Source organism: Paenibacillus sp. FSL R7-0331, assembly GCF_000758645.1.
Classification (GTDB): Bacteria; Bacillota; Bacilli; order Paenibacillales; family Paenibacillaceae; genus Paenibacillus_AQ; species Paenibacillus_AQ camerounensis.
The window spans coordinates 4,033,618-4,050,680 of the sequence record NZ_CP009284.1 but is presented as its reverse complement, the minus strand read 5'-3'; the positions used below and the strand labels follow the sequence as shown (position 1 = coordinate 4,050,680).

Annotated in this window: 16 protein-coding genes and 2 pseudogenes; 11 read left to right on the top strand and 7 right to left on the bottom strand. The window is 45.6% G+C overall.

The genetic code is table 11. The features are described from left to right. From R70331_RS17110 to R70331_RS17100, 3 genes are all read left to right on the top strand, one after another. Positions 1-837 (top strand): carbohydrate ABC transporter permease, encoded by an 837-nt coding sequence (locus R70331_RS17110; RefSeq protein WP_197071343.1) that lies wholly within the window; start codon positions 1-3, stop codon positions 835-837. Positions 838-942: 105 nt separating this feature from the next. Further along, entirely contained in the window at positions 943-1,794 is an 852-nt protein-coding gene (locus R70331_RS17105; RefSeq protein ID WP_042177396.1) for an RCC1 domain-containing protein, read from the top strand. 108 nt (positions 1,795-1,902) lie between these two features. Beyond that, positions 1,903-2,817, top strand: coding sequence for a PadR family transcriptional regulator (locus R70331_RS17100; RefSeq protein WP_042177395.1), 915 nt, complete (start codon positions 1,903-1,905; stop codon positions 2,815-2,817). A 614-nt stretch (positions 2,818-3,431) separates the two neighbouring features. On the opposite strand, the gene R70331_RS17095 is transcribed toward R70331_RS17100, so the two are convergent. Then, positions 3,432-4,835, bottom strand: a complete 1,404-nt coding sequence (locus R70331_RS17095; protein WP_052418870.1) for a transposase — start codon at positions 4,833-4,835, stop codon at positions 3,432-3,434. A 546-nt stretch (positions 4,836-5,381) separates the two neighbouring features. Here R70331_RS17095 and chrA point away from each other — a divergent pair. Together chrA and R70331_RS17085 are read left to right on the top strand one after the other, a co-directional pair. After that, positions 5,382-6,587, top strand: coding sequence for a chromate efflux transporter (gene chrA / locus R70331_RS17090; RefSeq protein ID WP_042177394.1), 1,206 nt, complete (start codon positions 5,382-5,384; stop codon positions 6,585-6,587). 46 nt (positions 6,588-6,633) lie between these two features. Next, positions 6,634-7,461: an aminoglycoside adenylyltransferase domain-containing protein gene (locus R70331_RS17085; RefSeq protein WP_042177393.1), complete on the top strand. Its 828-nt coding sequence runs from the start codon at positions 6,634-6,636 to the stop codon at positions 7,459-7,461. On the opposite strand, the pseudogene R70331_RS32110 reads toward R70331_RS17085, so the two are convergent. From R70331_RS32110 to R70331_RS17065, 4 genes and pseudogenes are all read right to left on the bottom strand, one after another. Further along, a pseudogene (locus R70331_RS32110) lies at positions 7,448-7,766 on the bottom strand (GNAT family N-acetyltransferase). The gene R70331_RS17085 and the pseudogene R70331_RS32110 sit on opposite strands and share 14 nt — an antisense overlap. Before the next feature lie 21 nt (positions 7,767-7,787). After that, positions 7,788-8,237, bottom strand: a complete 450-nt coding sequence (locus tag R70331_RS17075; RefSeq protein ID WP_042177392.1) for an HIT family protein — start codon at positions 8,235-8,237, stop codon at positions 7,788-7,790. A 330-nt stretch (positions 8,238-8,567) separates the two neighbouring features. Further along, positions 8,568-9,620 carry an alpha/beta hydrolase family protein gene (locus R70331_RS17070; protein ID WP_156131150.1) on the bottom strand — a complete coding sequence of 351 codons (1,053 nt, stop codon included), beginning with the start codon at positions 9,618-9,620 and terminating at the stop codon, positions 8,568-8,570. A gap of 202 nt (positions 9,621-9,822) precedes the next feature. Beyond that, positions 9,823-10,353, bottom strand: coding sequence for a GNAT family N-acetyltransferase (locus R70331_RS17065; RefSeq protein WP_042177390.1), 531 nt, complete (start codon positions 10,351-10,353; stop codon positions 9,823-9,825). A 215-nt stretch (positions 10,354-10,568) separates the two neighbouring features. On the opposite strand from R70331_RS17065, the gene R70331_RS17060 reads away from it, so the two are divergent. Next, complete coding sequence (locus R70331_RS17060; RefSeq protein ID WP_042177389.1) at positions 10,569-10,796, top strand: hypothetical protein; 228 nt, start codon at positions 10,569-10,571, stop codon at positions 10,794-10,796. Between the two features lie 169 nt (positions 10,797-10,965). Here R70331_RS17060 and R70331_RS17055 read toward each other — a convergent pair whose 3' ends face one another. Continuing rightward, positions 10,966-12,009, bottom strand: a complete 1,044-nt coding sequence (locus tag R70331_RS17055; protein WP_156131059.1) for an IS630 family transposase — start codon at positions 12,007-12,009, stop codon at positions 10,966-10,968. A 108-nt stretch (positions 12,010-12,117) separates the two neighbouring features. Between R70331_RS17055 and R70331_RS17050 the strand changes: the two genes are divergently transcribed. The 3 genes from R70331_RS17050 (at position 12,118) to R70331_RS17045 (ending at position 13,507) form a co-directional block, all read left to right on the top strand. Beyond that, complete coding sequence (locus R70331_RS17050) at positions 12,118-12,885, top strand: nucleotidyltransferase domain-containing protein (protein WP_042177388.1); 768 nt, start codon at positions 12,118-12,120, stop codon at positions 12,883-12,885. A gap of 6 nt (positions 12,886-12,891) precedes the next feature. After that, positions 12,892-13,017 carry a cytidine/deoxycytidylate deaminase family protein gene (locus R70331_RS31585; RefSeq protein WP_156131149.1) on the top strand — a complete coding sequence of 42 codons (126 nt, stop codon included), beginning with the start codon at positions 12,892-12,894 and terminating at the stop codon, positions 13,015-13,017. A 109-nt stretch (positions 13,018-13,126) separates the two neighbouring features. After that, positions 13,127-13,507, top strand: coding sequence for a GNAT family N-acetyltransferase (locus R70331_RS17045; RefSeq protein ID WP_042182818.1), 381 nt, complete (start codon positions 13,127-13,129; stop codon positions 13,505-13,507). Between the two features lie 68 nt (positions 13,508-13,575). Here the strand turns inward: R70331_RS17045 and R70331_RS17040 are convergent, their stop codons facing one another. Beyond that, positions 13,576-14,928 (bottom strand): MATE family efflux transporter, encoded by a 1,353-nt coding sequence (locus R70331_RS17040; protein ID WP_042177387.1) that lies wholly within the window; start codon positions 14,926-14,928, stop codon positions 13,576-13,578. 133 nt (positions 14,929-15,061) lie between these two features. Here R70331_RS17040 and R70331_RS17035 point away from each other — a divergent pair, with 133 nt between their 5' ends. After that, a complete protein-coding gene (locus tag R70331_RS17035; RefSeq protein ID WP_042177386.1) occupies positions 15,062-15,745 on the top strand; it encodes a TetR/AcrR family transcriptional regulator in 684 nt (227 codons plus the stop codon). Positions 15,746-16,077: 332 nt separating this feature from the next. Beyond that, positions 16,078-16,689 (top strand): annotated as a pseudogene (locus tag R70331_RS32525) (S-layer homology domain-containing protein); the annotation flags it as partial. Positions 16,690-17,063: the final 374 nt, after the last annotated feature.

The window sequence follows — 17,063 nt, the reverse complement described above, 5'->3', positions numbered from 1 at the left end:
ATGACACTGCAAACGAAAAGAAGAATTGCTGAAATCTCCATGTTCATCATTACCTTGCTGCTGGCTATCCTTTTCTTTTTTCCGATCTTCTTCAATCTGATGTCAGCCTTCAAAAGCAATGCCGAGATCATGCGGGATGCTATCGCCTTCCCTAAGGGTCTCTATCTGGACAGCTTCAAATATCTGCTGACCGAGACGGAATTCCCGCGCGCCATTCTGAACAGCCTGATCCTGACGCTGGTGTCAATTGTAGCCCAGGTGCTGATCATTCCGATGGCCGGCTACGCGATTGAACGGCGTAACACCCGCTGGACAAGGTTCATGTTCCTGTACTTCCTGGCCGGGATGATGATTCCGTTCCAGGCTTACATGATCCCGCTGTTCAAGGAGCTGAGAATGTTCGGCTTGTACGGCAGTCTCGCCGGTCCGATTCTGGTCTATGTCGCCGGTGCCGTCGGCTTCGGCTGTCTGCTCTATACCAGCTTCGTCAAAGGCATTCCGCAGGAAATTGAAGAGGCGGCGGAAATTGACGGCTGCTCACGCTACGGAATCTTCTGGCGGATTGTATTCCCGCTGATGGGTCCGGTTACGGCCAGTATGGTCGTGCTGAACGGCCTCGGGATCTGGAACGACTTCCTGATGCCGATGCTGGTGCTGCCTTCGGGCGAGCCGAAGACGATGGTGGTCGAAATCTACCGGTATATCGGTGAGTTTTCCTCCCGCTGGGATATGATTTTTGCCGGAACCGCGATGTCGGTTATACCGGTGCTAATCGTGTTTGTTGCTCTGCAGAAATACTTCGTTAAGGGCATTGCTGCCGGGGCTACCAAAGGGTAAAGACGTTTAGGGAACCGCTCCTGATCAGGCAGACTTACAGCAAATAACTGTTCATTGTGGTTAAATGGAGAGGAAGCATCTGACCATGATGAAGGAGCGGGATTTATGATTATCAGGCAAGCCTGGCCTTCCCTGGCGGCGGGTTATCGTCATTCGGCCGGACTGAAGGCTGACGGAACGGTGATTGCTGCCGGAGATAATAAATACGGCCAATGTAATGTGGGCGGCTGGCGCGATATTGTGGCGGTTGCGGCAGGCAATGCGCATACCGGTAATGCCCATACAGTCGGACTGAGAGCAGACGGCACCGTTACGGCCGCAGGCTGGAACAAGCACGGTGAGTGCGAGGTGAGCGGCTGGGGCGGAATCATTGCGGTAGCCGCAGGCTGGCGCCGTACGATCGGCCTGAAGGCGGATGGCACCGTGGTAGCTGCGGGCCGGAATCTGGAAGGCGAATGCAATGTGGACAGCTGGCAGGATATCGTGGCTGTAGCTGCAGGCGACTGGCATTCAGCCGGACTGAAGGCAGACGGCAGCTTAATCATGACAGGCAATAACCGGTATGGTCAATGTAATGTAAGCAGCTGGAGCGGCGTCATTTCAGTAGCTGCAGGCTATCTTCATACCGCAGGCCTTCTGTCTGACGGCACGGTGGTGGCCGCAGGACGGAATAAAGAGGGCCAATGTGAGGTGAACGGCTGGAGCGGAGTAGTGGGAATAGCGGCAGGCAGTCATCATACAATCGGTCTTAAGAAGGACGGCACGGTAACAGCTGCGGGCTGGAATAAGCATGGCGAGTGCGAGGTGGGCAGCTGGTACGATATAGTTGCTGTAGCAGCAGGCTGTTCTCATACCCTTGGCCTTAAGTCAGACGGAACACTGGTTACTGCAGGAAGTAATGAATGTGGACAATGTGAAGTAAGCGGGTGGTACGGTATCCGGCTGCCCGGCCATTAAAAGCTCGACAGCCATGTGCCGTTTCCGGTGCATGGCTTATTTTGTGTTTGTATGATTTAAGTAACCTATGTTACTATTAACATAGGTTACTGATATGGAGTGAGTGAAATGTCGATTAATTATGCCATTCTGGGACTGCTAAGCAGCCAGTCCCTGACCGGATATGATATGAAGAAGATCATTCAAGATTCTTCGTTCATGTACTGGTCAGGCAACAACAATCAGATTTATAAAGCGCTGGTTGAGCTTTTGAAGGATGGATATGTCACCAGCGAAGTACAGCATCAGGAAAGCTCTCCCTCCAAGAAAATGTACACGATAACTCCCGAAGGACGGGCGGAGCTGAAGTACTGGGTCCAGTCGGCTCCTGAGCAGCCGGAATCCAGAAAAACCTTTCTCATTCAGCTTGCCTGGAGCGACCAGCTGGAAACTGCTGAAATTCTAGCCATGCTGGATGCTTATGGGCAGGAGATCATAAGTCTGATTCATCTCGAACAGGGCCGCGCGGATAAGGGACAGTATGCCCCGGACCGCAGTCCGCGTGAAGCAATGATCTGGAGACTGATCGAGGCTAACCAGCTGTCGGCGTATACCAGTGAACTGAAATGGATCGGAGAGGTGCGCCAGGCCATTACCAGGGAAACGGAAGTGAAGGGTATGAACATTGAAGTCATAACCAAAGAAGGACAACGGTACCTAGAATTACGGTCCGCAGACAGCAGGCTGGGTACAGAGCAGGATATTCTGGATCTGATCGGTGCCTGCATGGGCCATGATGTCTACAACGTTCTGCTGCATGAAGCAGCCCTGCCGGAGGCATTTTACAATCTGCGTACAGGTCTTGCGGGAACAGCACTGCAAAAATTCATTAATTACCATGTGAGATGCGCGGCAGTCATTACCGGCACTCAAGCGGATAAAGGCAGATTCAAGGAGCTGCTCACGGAGCTGAATAAGGGTACTGCCTTCCGGGCGTTTAGTAATGAGGAGGAAGCGGTGGCCTGGCTGCTGCAGACGGTTTAGGTAACTGTAAAGCTTATAATGGGAGGGCCGTCTGTTCGACGGTCTTTTTTTTTGAAATATAAGAATTAATATGTTCTACACTATCAATAATCCTTATATTTCTCGCAGAAACGGTTGCCGCCTTCCCTGAAGGACGGCGAAGCCGTTTCTACTTGCTGCAAATGTATGAGAAATGTTAGGGCAGTGTCATTTTTCTGTTAATCCGTTGTGGGAACGCCTGTGTACAGGTAACATCCTATATAAGCAAAAGCTATATAGAACGTCATTAATAGACTAACAAACCGTCTCCTGAAAGCGTTGAGCAGCGGATGGATCTCCCTTGCCAAAGCTCTAACCTTAGTCAGTCGGTTCGGAGCCAAATGAGTTTTAAGTGTAGTTTGTGCAATTAAAACAGGGGAATTTAGTCATTTTAAGGAGATAACTGTATTCTATACATCTATTTTTCGCGAAAAAGCCGGTTCGGGGCGTTTTCGGCAAATATAAATGTATAGAGTGCAGTTAAAACCTGCAGCGAAGCTAATTAGCCTAGTTTAGTTGCAGAAAGGAGACAATTTCATAATTCAGTTTGCTGGAAAGCAAGACTGGGCCAAAATCTGAGTTTGTTTTTAAAAAAATCAGGCCACTTGTTGGGAGTTTCTTAACTGCTTGTTCAACTTGTCTAGCGCAAACTTACTCAAATTGTAGGCCAATGTGCTGAGCTGGAAATCGACACTTGCCCGGACGCCGCGGTGACGCGTGCGTTTCATCCCAAAATACTCTTTGAGATAGGCAAAAACACGTTCTACAGCCGTTCGTTTCTTGTACAGTTGCGTAAAGCTCTCGCTTCCTCTTGCTGGGTTGGCATGCTTACGCAAATCGGTTTGGATTCGGATTTTAAACACTTTTTGGCAGCCGGATTCGGAAAACGGACAGTCTTTGCACTGGTTAGGCTTGGTGTAACGCAGCGTTTCGTACTTAGCATCGAAACTGTCGTAACGGTAGGCGTGTCCCTGTGAGCACACAGGGGTGTAGTCCTGGTTCATCCCCTCAGGCGGTTTTTTGTGGTGAATCATTTTAATAATAGGAAAAGCGCCTAAGGAATGAATCAACCGGTAAATGGCCGAACTGTCATACCCTTTGTCGCCCAAGACATGCTTCACCTTCAGCCCAGGAAACTTCAGGTGTAGCCCCTTTAGGAGCAGGACGGCCATCCGCTGGTCATTCAGATTCGCCGAACTAAAGACACCGCTTAGCACATACTGAGAATCCGCATCCACCAGTACGTTTGCCTTAAATCCGTAGTAACTGGTGAGTCTGCCCTTTGTATTTTTCTTGTCAAAGCGTGCAGCGTGCCGGGGGATCGTGCTCAGGAGCTCGTTATAGGTGTAAGATAGCATCGCTTCAATCGTTTTCTCAAAGGGCGCTAAGGTCTCTTCATAAGCGTCCCGTTCCAGACGCCGGCGCTCTTTTTCTTCCGCAGAAGCCCGCCCACGTCGGTAGACTGGTTTTTTAAGCGGTTCGTTCGCTGGCTGAGGCTCTGGCTCGGCATTCTCGAACTCCAGTTGCTGGATTTCTGGAGCTTTGCTTGGTTTTTTGGCACGGCGGGCCGCTCGGCATTTCGACGCAGATTCACTGAATTGGCAATCCCAAGCCTCCACAATGGAGGAGTCAACGGCAAGGTGCGTGCCCGTAGTAAAGCCCTCTTCCATGGCAGACAGCACCAAGGTATCCTGCAGTTGCTCAAGCATTCCCGTTTGCTCAAGCGCAGAAATCAGACGGGAGTATGAAGCCAGGCTCGGAATAGGGTTCGAGCCGGTAAATCGGCACTGCGCCCGAAATTCCTCGCTATGCTTAAGGCGCCTAACCAAGGAAGAAACAAACTCAATGCCCTCCATTTTTGAGATGAGCAGCGAGTAGATCATGGCAGGGAGGTTTAGCTCCTGTGGCCGCCCACGGTGGTTCTTTTTCCGGAGGACGTGCAGGACCGGAGCCAGGTTTAAGTGATCAAAGATTTGGCTGTATTTATCTTCCGGGCGCATTTGGAGCAATTCCTCGAAGGAAAACAGCTCTTCTTGTCGAATAGAATAGATAGGGATTACCTCTTTTCTTCTCGGGTGTTGGTTTCGTCGCCTATAACTTCGAGAACTTGGGGAGGTACTCCTTTTTCTATGCTCAAAAAAACCAGGTATAGCAAGGGTTTTGAATTATGAAATTGTCTCGAAAGTACAGTTATTTCAACCCGGCTCATTCATGATGCCGTGCCATTACCTACGAAACAGGGCAAGTGCATCACCGAGAAGAAGGAGAGGCGGACGCTGCCGCCTTAATTTGGTTTTACAGGATCTTCTCTCTGCTTCCCCCAGCAGAAAAATAGCTTTGATGTTGGACAACAGCTCGATTCATTACGCTACCGAGTTACAGCTGTTTCCCAAGGAGTATCCGCATTTGCAGCTTGTTTTTCTATCACCGTACATCCCAAACCGGAACCCTGCTGATAAAGGACTTTAGCTGTGGAAGCGATAGATTGTCCCCATGTGAGGTTATAATCGTAATTGCGGTTTATATAGACAGATTGCGGAGGGAGAATGAAGGTGAACAAGCCGGCAGTGAATGAACAAGGTTTATTTAGATCCTTACTCGAAATTTTAGTAGTATCCGGGAAGCTGGGGTTTACCTCCTTTGGCGGCCCAATAGCCCACCTGAGTTATTTTCATGAAGAATATATCCGCAAAAGAAAATGGATGGACGAAAAAAGCTATGCTGACTTAGTAGCATTATGCCAATTCTTGCCCGGTCCGGCCAGCAGTCAGGTGGGGATTGGAATGGGGGTCATGCGGGCTGGCATACTTGGAGGAATCGTCTCCTTTCTCGGCTTTACGCTGCCTTCTGTCTTTGCATTAATGCTGTTAGCCTTGATGCTTCAGGGTTTGGATATAGGGAACGCAGGCTGGATTCACGGCTTAAAAATCGTAGCTGTCGCCGTTGTAGCCCACGCGGTTATCGGCATGGCTCAGAAGCTGACCCCGGATCTAAAAAGAAAAGCGATCGCGTTATTGGCAATGGCGATTACCTTATTATGGCAAACGGTGTATGCTCAGGTTGGAATGATTATGATATCCGCACTGGTGGGATTCCTGATCTACAGCAAAGAAGCGGCTGATTCAGACAGCAGGGTCCGTTTTCCGGTTAAGCGCAGCCTGGGAGCAGTATGCTTGGCAGTATTCTTCGGGCTGCTCCTTCTTCTTCCGGTCTTAAGAGAAGCGACCCCGGTCCGCTGGATTGCCATGTTTGACAGCTTCTACCGCTCAGGCTCTCTGGTGTTTGGCGGTGGGCATGTCGTCCTGCCATTGCTTGAACAGGAGTTTGTAGCAACCGGCCTGGTGAGCGAAGAGGCGTTTCTTGCTGGATACGGGGCAGCTCAAGCTGTTCCGGGACCGTTGTTTACCTTTGCCTCCTATCTGGGTGCTGTAATGAACGGATGGGACGGAGGGCTGCTTGCGACAGCGGCTATTTTCCTGCCGGCCTTTTTATTAGTGTTGGGAACCCTGCCTTTTTGGGATAGTGTGCGCCGGAATCCAAAAGCCAAGGGTGCCTTAATGGGCGTGAACGCAGCCGTGGTAGGTATATTAATCTCTGCCTTTTACCAGCCGATTTGGACAAGCTCCATTCTGGCACCTGCTGATTTTGCTTTTGCCGCAGTATTGTTCAGTATGCTGGTCTATTGGAAGCTGCCGCCTTGGATCGTTGTGTTAACGGGGGCGATGGGCGGGACTATTATGGCTTGGTTGTAGGAATAGGGAGTCTCAGGTGAACGGATAAGAACGGAGGCGTGTTGATATGAACACCCGGGCTTTATTAGACCAAATAGCAGCACTATTTAAAGAAGAGCTTAAAGAAAACCTGACAGGTATTTATTTGCATGGATCATTAGCAATGGGGTGCTTTAATCCCTTGAAAAGTGACGTCGATTTTTTAGTTGTTGTAAAAGACAAACTTACTGCGGTAAATCATTCTAATATTGCAAAAATAGCGTTATCTCTGCATGATGAAATGTCGGATGCTTCCAATGAGCGTGGAGTGGAATTCACTATCATCTTAGAAACATATCTAAACGCTTTTGTATATCCCACACCTTTTGAGTTTCATTACTCTGATTATCACAGGGAAAAGTATCGTGCAGATGAGAATTATCTCTGCGGGGGCTTTGAGGATAAGGATTTAGCCTCTCAGATTGTTGTTGCCTATGAACGAGGAATAGCCCTATATGGGGAACCGTTAAGTGAGCTTTATGAACCGGTTGATAGTCAATATTACCTTGACTCCATTTTGAACGATGTGGAGGGCTGTGCTGCTGAGATCGTGGACAATCCCCCTGCGTACCTTACTCCTACATACCTGACCTTGAATCTCTGCCGAGTCCTTTATTACGTAAAAGAGGGTAAAATAGCTTCAAAGCGGGAGGGCGGGAAATGGGGCATTACATATCTGCCTCAACGCTTCCTTCCGTTAGTCAGGCATTGTCTGACTTCATACAACAGCGAAGCTGCAGACGGAGAAAACAGCAATAGTGCTCCTGATGTACAAAGCTTATTAGCCTTTGTTGAGTATATGATACAAGAAATAAAGCAAGGGCTTGCGTTAGATGATCTACTCAATTCTCATTGATGTTAACTTTTTTTATTGCTATTCCTTCCTTATGAAAACCTGCTTTTTCTAAAACTCTCATAGCGGATTCTGTGGCAAAACCCTTGCCATTTTTGATCTTGATCTAAGAAGTATCTGATGAAGGCACTTTGAATATCTCCGCGCACAACCTGGAATAAACTGATAGTTCCAATGAGCTTATGAGCGTTATTGTCATAGATGCCAAAATAGTATTCAATATCGTTTTGTTTATTTTGCAAAAATAGTAGTTCCTCAGCATTCGAGAGAATAAGTGGTCTAAGAAAAATATTATCACCTTTAAGAATCTAATCTACCTACTTAACAAATTATGGAGGCGTTTGCGTTCTTCCATCGGAATTTAATAGTTCATTCAAAACCTTAATTATTTTTTCCTTAGTTTGTGTCAAACGGTATTCAGCACCATCTGGATGTGACGGTTCACCCCAAGTAAAACCATCGCCTTCGTATCTTGGTATGAGATGCATGTGATAATGATTCAAATCGTTGAATATCCCGCTATCCTGACTCACTCTAATACCGTCTGGTTTATATAAGCATTTTAAGACAGTGGACAGCATTTTAGAGACGTCCATGATGCTGTAAGTAGTTTCTTGGTCGATTTCATCGATATCCAAGTAGTGTTTTTTTGGAAGGATTAGCGTGTGCCCTTCATTAAATGGAGCAATATCAAGAACACAAGTAATTAATTCGTTTTGAAATATTATATTCAAATTAGGTTCAATTCCATTTGCAATCCTACATCCCAAACATTCCATAATATCACCCCGATAAAAGGTTTTTGTTGTTATGTACAGATAAATAATTCGATTAACTATTAAATTTTCCTGCCGTTCGCTTAATACCCTCGAAAGTCTAGTGCTTTGTTCTCTTTTGAGAAAAATGGTTTCGTTAGATGCTACGCTGTACGAAAATATAATGCAGTAGACACAAACTGCTCAATGTGACTACCAAAAGAACTCGTTTTGAGGGCTCCAATATAAAAACCAACAGCTGTCCTAAACTGAGAAAAAGAGTCTAGATTACTGTTAGTTTATTAAACTAAAGTTTCCTGTTAGCGCAACATGCTCTGTGGACCTGTATTAGGTTTATCTTTTAATCAGTATTAGATCACCGTCCGAGTTAATTGGAACGATGGTTTCGCTAAGTTGTAATGCTGATGGCATATGACCGCTATGAAAGACAGCTTCAATGAACGCAGTTGTAGCTTCTACCGTAACAGCATGAATATGTAATGCATGATGATCACTGTAATGGAGCGGCACGTCGGAAAATGACATATGCTGAGCCCCATTTACCCGACAGAAAGTGGCACTCTTTAGGGACTTAAACGCATAACGTTGTCCATCGATATAATCGAATGCGATTGTCTCATTCATAGATGCTGCCATTTCTATATAAGTTGAAGCCTCTTGCCGCAACAGTAAAACTGGAACAGATGCTAATTCGTTATCTCGACGTATAAGATGAAAACTTGGATCGAGAAGAATAGCGGCTTTGATTAAGTTATCCATCTTGGCGACTTCTAGGACAGCTGCACCACCAAGTGAGTGCCCAACCGCAGCAACTTTATCTAGATTGAACAGCCCTTCCAACTCAGAGTCGGTTCGGTTTAGAGTTTCAAGATACTCTATAATCGAAATTATTGACTGAATGCGACATTCTAGGAGAATGTCCCAGCTAGAATAGTCGGTACTTTCTATTTCCGCCATTTCTAGCGCCTGCTTAATATAGCTACCGTCAGGATATATGGTAAACACAGATTCATGCGGAGCGCTAATAGTAACAACCATGTATCCCTTTGGTACAATCTTTGAGATAATGCCAAGATACATATCGCGTTCTACACCGAATCCAGGTGATAAGAGTATAACGGGGTAAATCCCTTTCTTTACAGTTGCCGACTTACTTGTCGTTAAATTATCGGTAATGTTTAGGTTTTCAAGATTGACACCCATCTCCATTAATACCGTAGCTACTTCCGTTTGACAAGGTGCGTATAAATCTAATCCACTTACGGGGTCTCCCTTGAAAGTTGGGTAAAAAATACTAAAGACGAGGCTAGGGTCCCGTTCTAGAACTCTTATAGACCTCCCGATCATTCTATCACTCCATTCATTGATGATAGTTAATGATTCCACTTATTTTCATGTTATCCTGCCGGTTTGCTTAATTCCCTCGACAGTCCAGTGCTTTTTTCTTTTGACAGGAATTGTTCCGTTAGATGCTGCGCAGTACGAAGATACACTGCAGTAGACACATACTATTCATTTTAATTGAATCAACGTGAAAATATATTAAATAAAAAGCCTACACCATAAAGTGTAGGCCCACCCATTAAAGTTAATCTGTTGCTAATTTCGAGAAAATGCTTAAATCAATAAACTTTCCTTTGGACTTTTCGCACTTTCTCATCGTTCCTTCAAATGTAAAGTTTAACTTTTGTAAAACTTTCATGGAATTATTATTTTCAGGTTCGACTTTTGCTTCAATCCTGTTGAATTTTAATATATTAAAAGCATAATCCATGAGAGATTGGATAGCCTCAGGTGCATATCCCTTGCCCCAATAATCTTTACTAATATCGTATCCAATCTCCGCTTTAGCGTTTGATGAATCTATAGCATTATAACCGCAGGAACCAATGATGCGATTTGATTCCATCTCCACTATGGAATAGCGAATGGCCCTGTTTTCCAGAGAAAGGTTATTAAGAATTTCGATCATTTCTACTGCTTGGCTTTCATCAGTAAAAGTATTGATATTCATAAACTCTGTAACCTCAGGATTGGACCAAATCTTAAACAAACTGGCAGAGTCCGATAACTTCATTTTTCTTAAAATTAGTCTTTCGGTTTGTATTTCTTTAATCAATATAATTACCTCCAATATCTATTTGTTTTGGGGTTAAGATATCGATATCTGCGCATAGTTCAGTCCCTTCAATATTTAATTCACCATTAGTATAACTTAAGCGTTTCTTTATGTCACAGTACGAAGATATTGTGTAGTAAAAGAAAGTGTGCTTATTGAACTATATAGATTGAACTTGAAAATTTAAGTTAAGGGAAAAGTGGTGGAAGGGAACTTTGGAACTGGAGGAACGGAATTGTCCGCCTGAAAGCTTTTCGCAGAAAAGCTCGCATCGGAAGCATAAGCTGTCTGCGGATTTCCACCGCGAACAGCGGTATCAAATCAAGAAATCTGCAGAAGGGCAGCGGCCGGAAGTCCAAACATTTTCTGGAGTCATGGCCAATCCCAAAACTAAAAAATTCACCAGTGCTACCTATATAGTGGGAAACGCTATTTTAATGTAGCAGACACATTAAAACCTCGGATACTTTTTTGTAGTAGCGATAGACCAGCTTTAGAATCTGTCAGCATTTAACAATGGGCAGGATAGTTGAATGATTTCGCGAATAATCTAAGTCATGGCGAATTTACGAAGTTTGTAAAAAGACGTTATATAGATTGAACTAAAAATCTTTACGCCCGAACCAGTAGCCGATCAATCAATTCAAGAGGACTCTCATTGACTCGTTTCATGAAAGCTGCGACATGAGTACGGATGACGTAAAACTTATGAAAAAAGACATTGTTTACGACATCTTGTTTTAGCCATTTCCACAATCCTTCGACAGGATTAAGTTCAGGGCTGTACTTGGGTAGAAAAACAAGCTGAAGTCTTGGATTTTCTCGCAGGAACGGCTGAATTGCATCCGCATGATGAGTGCGGGCATTGTCTAACACCATGACAAGTTTGCCTTTCGAGTAGTTCTCTAGAATATCTACTAAAAATCGCTGGAAGGCGGCTGTATCAAACTTTTCCTCTTCTCGATGGGTCACGTGGCCCGTCTCGTAGTCGATAGCAGCAAACAGTTTTGCTCCTTTATGCTCGCCATGAGTTAGAATTTTGCGTTGTTGTCCTTTGGGAAACCAGTTGTACTGCAAAGCCAAATAGGCTCTTATCATGGATTCATCTTCAAATAAAAGATGGTCGATTTCTCCTTGGTTTAATTGCTCTTTGAGCTCCGGTAAAGTGACCTCGCGAAATTGTTTCTGTTCCTCTTTGTTGGCTCGTACCAGAGTGTAGGTAGCTTTTGTGTAGCTAAAGCCAAGCCGATTTAGCATTTTAGAGATCCCTTTTAGGGTATAGTTCTCACCGAACTCGCGAAGAATCCATGCACGTATGATTCTTAACGTCCAAGTGTATTTCGCTTCAAATCCAACATCTACCGGTCTTTGCTTGGCAATGGTTTCTTTCAACCGCTCTTCTTGTTTGTCAGAAAGTTTTCGGATACCTCCGGGATACTCACCAAATTCAAGACCTTCTAGTCCCTGCTTGCGATAAGCGTTGCAATACCCGCTAATAGCAGGAAATGACCTACCCAAAATGTTTGCAATTTCGGTTAAAGTCCGGCCTTCCAAATGCAGCCGGACAGCCAAATATCTTTCGTACATGCGTGTGCTTTCCGTTTCTTTCATCGCCATTGTCAGCTTTTCGATCTCTTCTTCATGTGTCACTTTGATCCCCGCCCTTTTCGGTTCATTACTATCTTTTACCCAATTAGGCGGTTCTCAATTTTATGAGTTCAATCTATATAGCAGAAAGAAGTTCTTAGTTTAGGAGGAGTCTATATGATATTAGAAAAAGTTATCAATAGAATTGTAATACAAAGTGAATATAAGGATTTTGTTGATAAGTATATAGATAATATACTTACCGAATTCAAAGGTAATATTCATAGCATTTATATGTGTGGCTCGATTCCCAAAGGAACTGCTACACCTTTTAAGTCAGATGCAGACTTTACTATTGTATGTGTAAATCCCAAAGATATTGATTACGAAAGATTGTCAACTATTAAAGACAGGCTTTTGGAAGAATTTCCAGTAGTAATTAAGATTGATACGATAGTTTGCTCGATTAATGATGTATTAAATAAACCAAATGAGTGGGGTTTTTGGATAAAGATCATTTGTGTTTGCGTATATGGTCAAGACGTCGGTGAAAAAGTACCACCGATAATGATTTCTCCAGAGTTCATTTTAGACTTAAATACAGAAACTAAGGAGGAAGTAGGTCGTATACATAGTTTACTTTCTAATGCTAGTGATAACGCAATGAAAACCAGATATATTAAAGGTTACTCTAAGAGATTAATTCGTGCATTATACTCTTTGGTTTTAGAAGATACAGGTTCATGGCACGATGACATTATTAAGATGAAAAATGACATATTAAACTATTGTGAGATTGACTCCGCTTTGGTTGATTATCTGTACGCTTGTTACTTGGATAGTAATGTACTTGTGGAAGAGTTTCTGGGAATTGCAGATCAAGTATATAGCTATTTTGAGAACGCCTTAACTGCAATGGCTGCTTCCAGAACTTCCAACGGCTAACGCCATATGCTACGGAACTTCTGTGCAGAAACACATCTAACCGATTTACAGGGGTACACGTTATATTCAAGCTGTGAACCATGTTTTATGTGCTCCAGGGCAATGGGTTGGACCAAGCTTGGACACTCTTAAGCCTAATAGCACCGCAACAAATTTTGGTAATCATAGTCTAACTTTATGGAGCTTATTTCTAAAAAAAAGGGGGGGGAATAATGCAAATCGCTTTCGCGACTATGAATACATAAGAGACCGTGACCGGCATATTCCTGCGGACCTGATACCGGCAAAAATGAATGAAAATGAAATCTATATCCTGCGGCACGAGGACGGGAGTAACATCGGATGGATGAGGTATGGCTACTTTTGGGACAACATCCCGTTCATGAACCTGCTTTGGATCGATGAGCCTTTTCGGGGCCAGGGGACAGGAGCACAGGTTGTCCGGTTCTGGGAGGAACAGATGAAGCAAAAGGGCTTCAACATGGTGATGACCTCCACCCAGGCGGACGAAGGAGCCCAGCATTTTTACAGAAAATTAGGCTATACAGATGCAGGCTGTCTGATCCTTGATTCACAGCCGCTCGAAATCCTGCTTACCAGGAAGCTGGACCTTACCATTTGAAAAAAGAAAGCCCGTGTTCGCCAAGCTGTTGGCGGAAGCGGGCTTTCTTTTTTCTGAACAAGCATCCCTCAATGCGCAAGGCTCTCCAGATCCGGCTGCAATTTATTCCGCAGAACATATAGCATCCCGGCTCCGACAAGGAACGCGGCAGCATCTGCAATAACGAGTGACCAGACCACTCCGTGGAAGCCATTCATCCGGTTGGCAATGTAGAGCACAGGAATCAGCGTAGCGCCCTGAATAATGGACATAACAAATGCGGCAGTCCCTTGCGCTGTAGCCTGGAAGATCCCCGTAAACAATGCGGTCGTGCCTGAGATAAATAGAGATAAGAAGGTCACATGCAGAATATAGCTGCCCATCTCAATTAACTGCGGGTCATTGGTGAACAAGCCGATTAAATGCCCGGAGATCAGATAGACGATAAGGCCGAAGGCGACTGCGAGCATGGCAATGCTTTTGACTGTGAACCCGATAGTCTGCTTCATCCGCAATCTGTTGGCTGTAAAAGAAAAGGCGATCAGCGGCACGACTCCCTCACATAAGCCCATAATAATAAACTCCGGAAATTGCAGCAGACGGGATGAAATGCCGTAAGCGGCTACGGCGGCATCGCCATATTCCACAAGATAATGGTTGAGAATAAGCGACATTGCCCCCATGAAGACACTCATAATGAAGACGGGAACTCCGATTTTAGTAACATTGGCGACAATTTCCCGGGAAGCCTTAAACCACCGTATGGAGATTGTTAAAAAGGGGCTCTTGAATCTCATATGGTAAGCGTAGTATATACTTGCAACGAGGTTGGAGATGACTGTAGCGGAAGCAACGCCGATCATATCCCAGTGGAACACGAAGATGACCAGCGCATCGAGAATAATATTGACAACGACACTGAGAATCATACCAACCATTGACTTAACGGCTGCGCCTTCAGAGCGCACCATATTTTCCAGTGTGAAGCATAGTACGAGGAAAGGTGAACCAATCAGCATAACGGTGACATAGTCCTTGGTGAATCCGAACGATTCTGGCGTTGCCCCCAGGCTATGGACAATGGAATGGATGAGCGGGAGACCGGCAGCAATGACGATAAGGCCAAGTGCCAGGCTGCTGTAAAAAGCAAATGAAGACACATGCTTTACGTCATCATATTTCTTTTCGCCAAGTAGACGCGAGATGAAGGTACCGCTGCCCATGCCGATAAAGTTGCCAAGTGCCATAAGGATTGCGAATAACGGCAAGGTTAGCGCGAGTGCTGTCAACATTGCCGTGTTGTGGAGTGTTCCAATAAAATAGGCATTCAGGATGGAGTATATGACACTCATTGACATACCCAGCATCATGGGCACGGCGAAGTGGACTACGGCTTTTGCGACAGGGGCTTTTTCGAAATAATGGAGGTTTTCTGCATCCATGCGGATCACTACTTTCTTGTTTTTTAATTTTGTCTAACAGTGTTAGATTGAACCTTACAGTGTTAGATGATATCATGGGCTTATAGACTTGTAAAGCATAAACTTACACTGTTAGATAAAAGGGCGGATAATAATGAAAAAGCAGCAGCCTCAGATTTCGGAGGACCGGATTTTGGAGGCGTCATGGGAGCTTCTTGGAGAAGATGGCATCGAGAAATTCAGCATGAGACGGTTGGCAGACAGAGTGGGAATTCAGGCGCCCTCCCTGTACTGGTACTTCAAGAGCAAACAGAATCTGTACCAGAGCCTGGCTAATCAGATATCCAAAATCATTCTGGAGGAATACCGCTCTGAAGGGGATTGGAAGGTGCAGCTGGCGGGACTGGCGGTAACGGTACGAAGCGTGCTTAGCCGGTATCCCTGCTCTACCCAGCTGATGATGATGACGCTGCCCCACGAGCCGGATCTTATCCGGTTTACCAACCGGATGCTGCTCTGCGTCGAAGAGACGCCGCTTGAGCCGGAGCAAAAAATGCAGGTAGCTACCACGATGATGAACTATGTGTTCTTTTTCGTTCTGGACAGCTATCAGCATGAGCGCAATGTCTCCGCTATGATTAAGGATCACGAAGCGCTCCCGGGTGAGGAGATGCTTCAGCTGCTGGACACAATGACTGATAAGGATGCGGGACTGTTCCGGAGGATGTTTACGACCGGGCTGTTCGAGCTGATGGGAACCGATCAGGCATTTGAGTTCGGCTTAAAGGTAATTCTGCTGGGGATTGAGCAGGTGATCCAGGAGCAGGAGAGGCAGTAAGGAGCGATACATCATTTGGCTAAAGGTTAATCGGAATAAAAAGACGAACAGAGCAGCGCTTCTCCGGCTTATGCGGGCGAGCGGCTGCTCTTTTTCTTGGATTTATAATTAATAAATAAAAACATAAAAAGATTCATATTATTTAAAATATTGAATTGACTTTTATAGCGTGTACACTATAAAATAAAAGCGGTTACAGAGTTTCTGGTGAGTTATTGTTTAGGTTATTCTAAAGTAAAAGAAGAACTTAACGGAGACTTTTTTTCAAAAACCTCTTGTAAGCGTTTTATTCGTGACGGCTGATTAAGGCCGATTTTTAGAAATGGAGGGATATGCTTTTGAAAAAATGGACTGGCAGGCTGACAGCATCGCTTCTTGCACTACTGCTGCTCGTTCCTTCCCCGGCATTAGGGGCAGCGGGAACAGGGAAGGATGATAATTCCGCCGGACAGCAGCAGGCGGTAACAATTCCCGATTATGCAGCACATTGGGCTGCCGGGGATTTACAGACATGGGTGGACAAGGGGCTGCTGACGGGCTACGGCAATGGTGTGTTTAAGCCCGATCAGAGCATCACCCGGGCGGAATGGGTTACCCTTGTTAACCGGGTGTTTAATCTGCAGAGTGCAGCAGCTGTAAACGGCTTTAGTGATGTGGAGCAGGGCGGGGCGTATTACAGCGAAATAATGAAGGCGTTATCTGCAGGATATGTATCGGGCTATAGTGACGGAACCTTCCGTCCGAAGCAGACGGTCAGCCGCCAGGAAGCGGCAGTCATGCTGTACCGGCTGTTCCGGCTTGACGCCGCTGCAGCAGGAGCGGGGCCTCAGGATGCCTTAGCGCTGCCGGAATGGAGCAGGGAAGCCGTTAACACGCTGCTGAGTGGAGGATTCCTCAGCGGCTATGAGGACGGCAGCTTTAAAGGAGGACGTCCGGTAACAAGGGCAGAAGCTATAAGGATGATCGGGAAGCTGTCCGGTGAGATTGTTCTGCATAGCGGCAGCTATACACAGCCTCAGGCGAAGAATATGGTGATAAGTACAGCTGGTGTGACACTTAAGGATGCTGAAATCACAGGCAATTTGTATCTTACCGAAGGAATCGCGGCCGGCGATATCCTGCTTGATAATGTGAAGGTTGCCGGCAAAATAATCGTCAGCGGCGGCGGGGAAAATAGTGTCGTGCTGAATAATTCCTCAGCAGCGTCGCTTATTGCAGACAAGCCGGACGGTAAGCTGCGGATTGTACTCAAGGGCAGCAGCGCCGTGCCGGATGTAACAGCTGAGTCCGGCGTCGTACTGGAAGAAGATACGATGCT

Bases quoted from the DNA above. Each gene is read 5' to 3' on its own strand.
- R70331_RS17110 (WP_197071343.1), top strand. From the start codon at position 1: ATGACACTGCAAACGAAAAGAAGAATTGCTGAAATCTCCATGTTCATC.
- R70331_RS17105 (WP_042177396.1), top strand. From the start codon at position 943: ATGATTATCAGGCAAGCCTGGCCTTCCCTGGCGGCGGGTTATCGTCAT.
- R70331_RS17100 (WP_042177395.1), top strand. From the start codon at position 1,903: ATGTCGATTAATTATGCCATTCTGGGACTGCTAAGCAGCCAGTCCCTG.
- R70331_RS17095 (WP_052418870.1), bottom strand. From the start codon at position 4,835: ATGCGCCCGGAAGATAAATACAGCCAAATCTTTGATCACTTAAACCTG.
- chrA (WP_042177394.1), top strand. From the start codon at position 5,382: ATGAAGGTGAACAAGCCGGCAGTGAATGAACAAGGTTTATTTAGATCC.
- R70331_RS17085 (WP_042177393.1), top strand. From the start codon at position 6,634: ATGAACACCCGGGCTTTATTAGACCAAATAGCAGCACTATTTAAAGAA.
- R70331_RS17075 (WP_042177392.1), bottom strand. From the start codon at position 8,237: ATGGAATGTTTGGGATGTAGGATTGCAAATGGAATTGAACCTAATTTG.
- R70331_RS17050 (WP_042177388.1), top strand. From the start codon at position 12,118: ATGATATTAGAAAAAGTTATCAATAGAATTGTAATACAAAGTGAATAT.
- R70331_RS31585 (WP_156131149.1), top strand. From the start codon at position 12,892: ATGCTACGGAACTTCTGTGCAGAAACACATCTAACCGATTTACAGGGG.
- R70331_RS17040 (WP_042177387.1), bottom strand. From the start codon at position 14,928: ATGGATGCAGAAAACCTCCATTATTTCGAAAAAGCCCCTGTCGCAAAA.
- R70331_RS17035 (WP_042177386.1), top strand. From the start codon at position 15,062: ATGAAAAAGCAGCAGCCTCAGATTTCGGAGGACCGGATTTTGGAGGCG.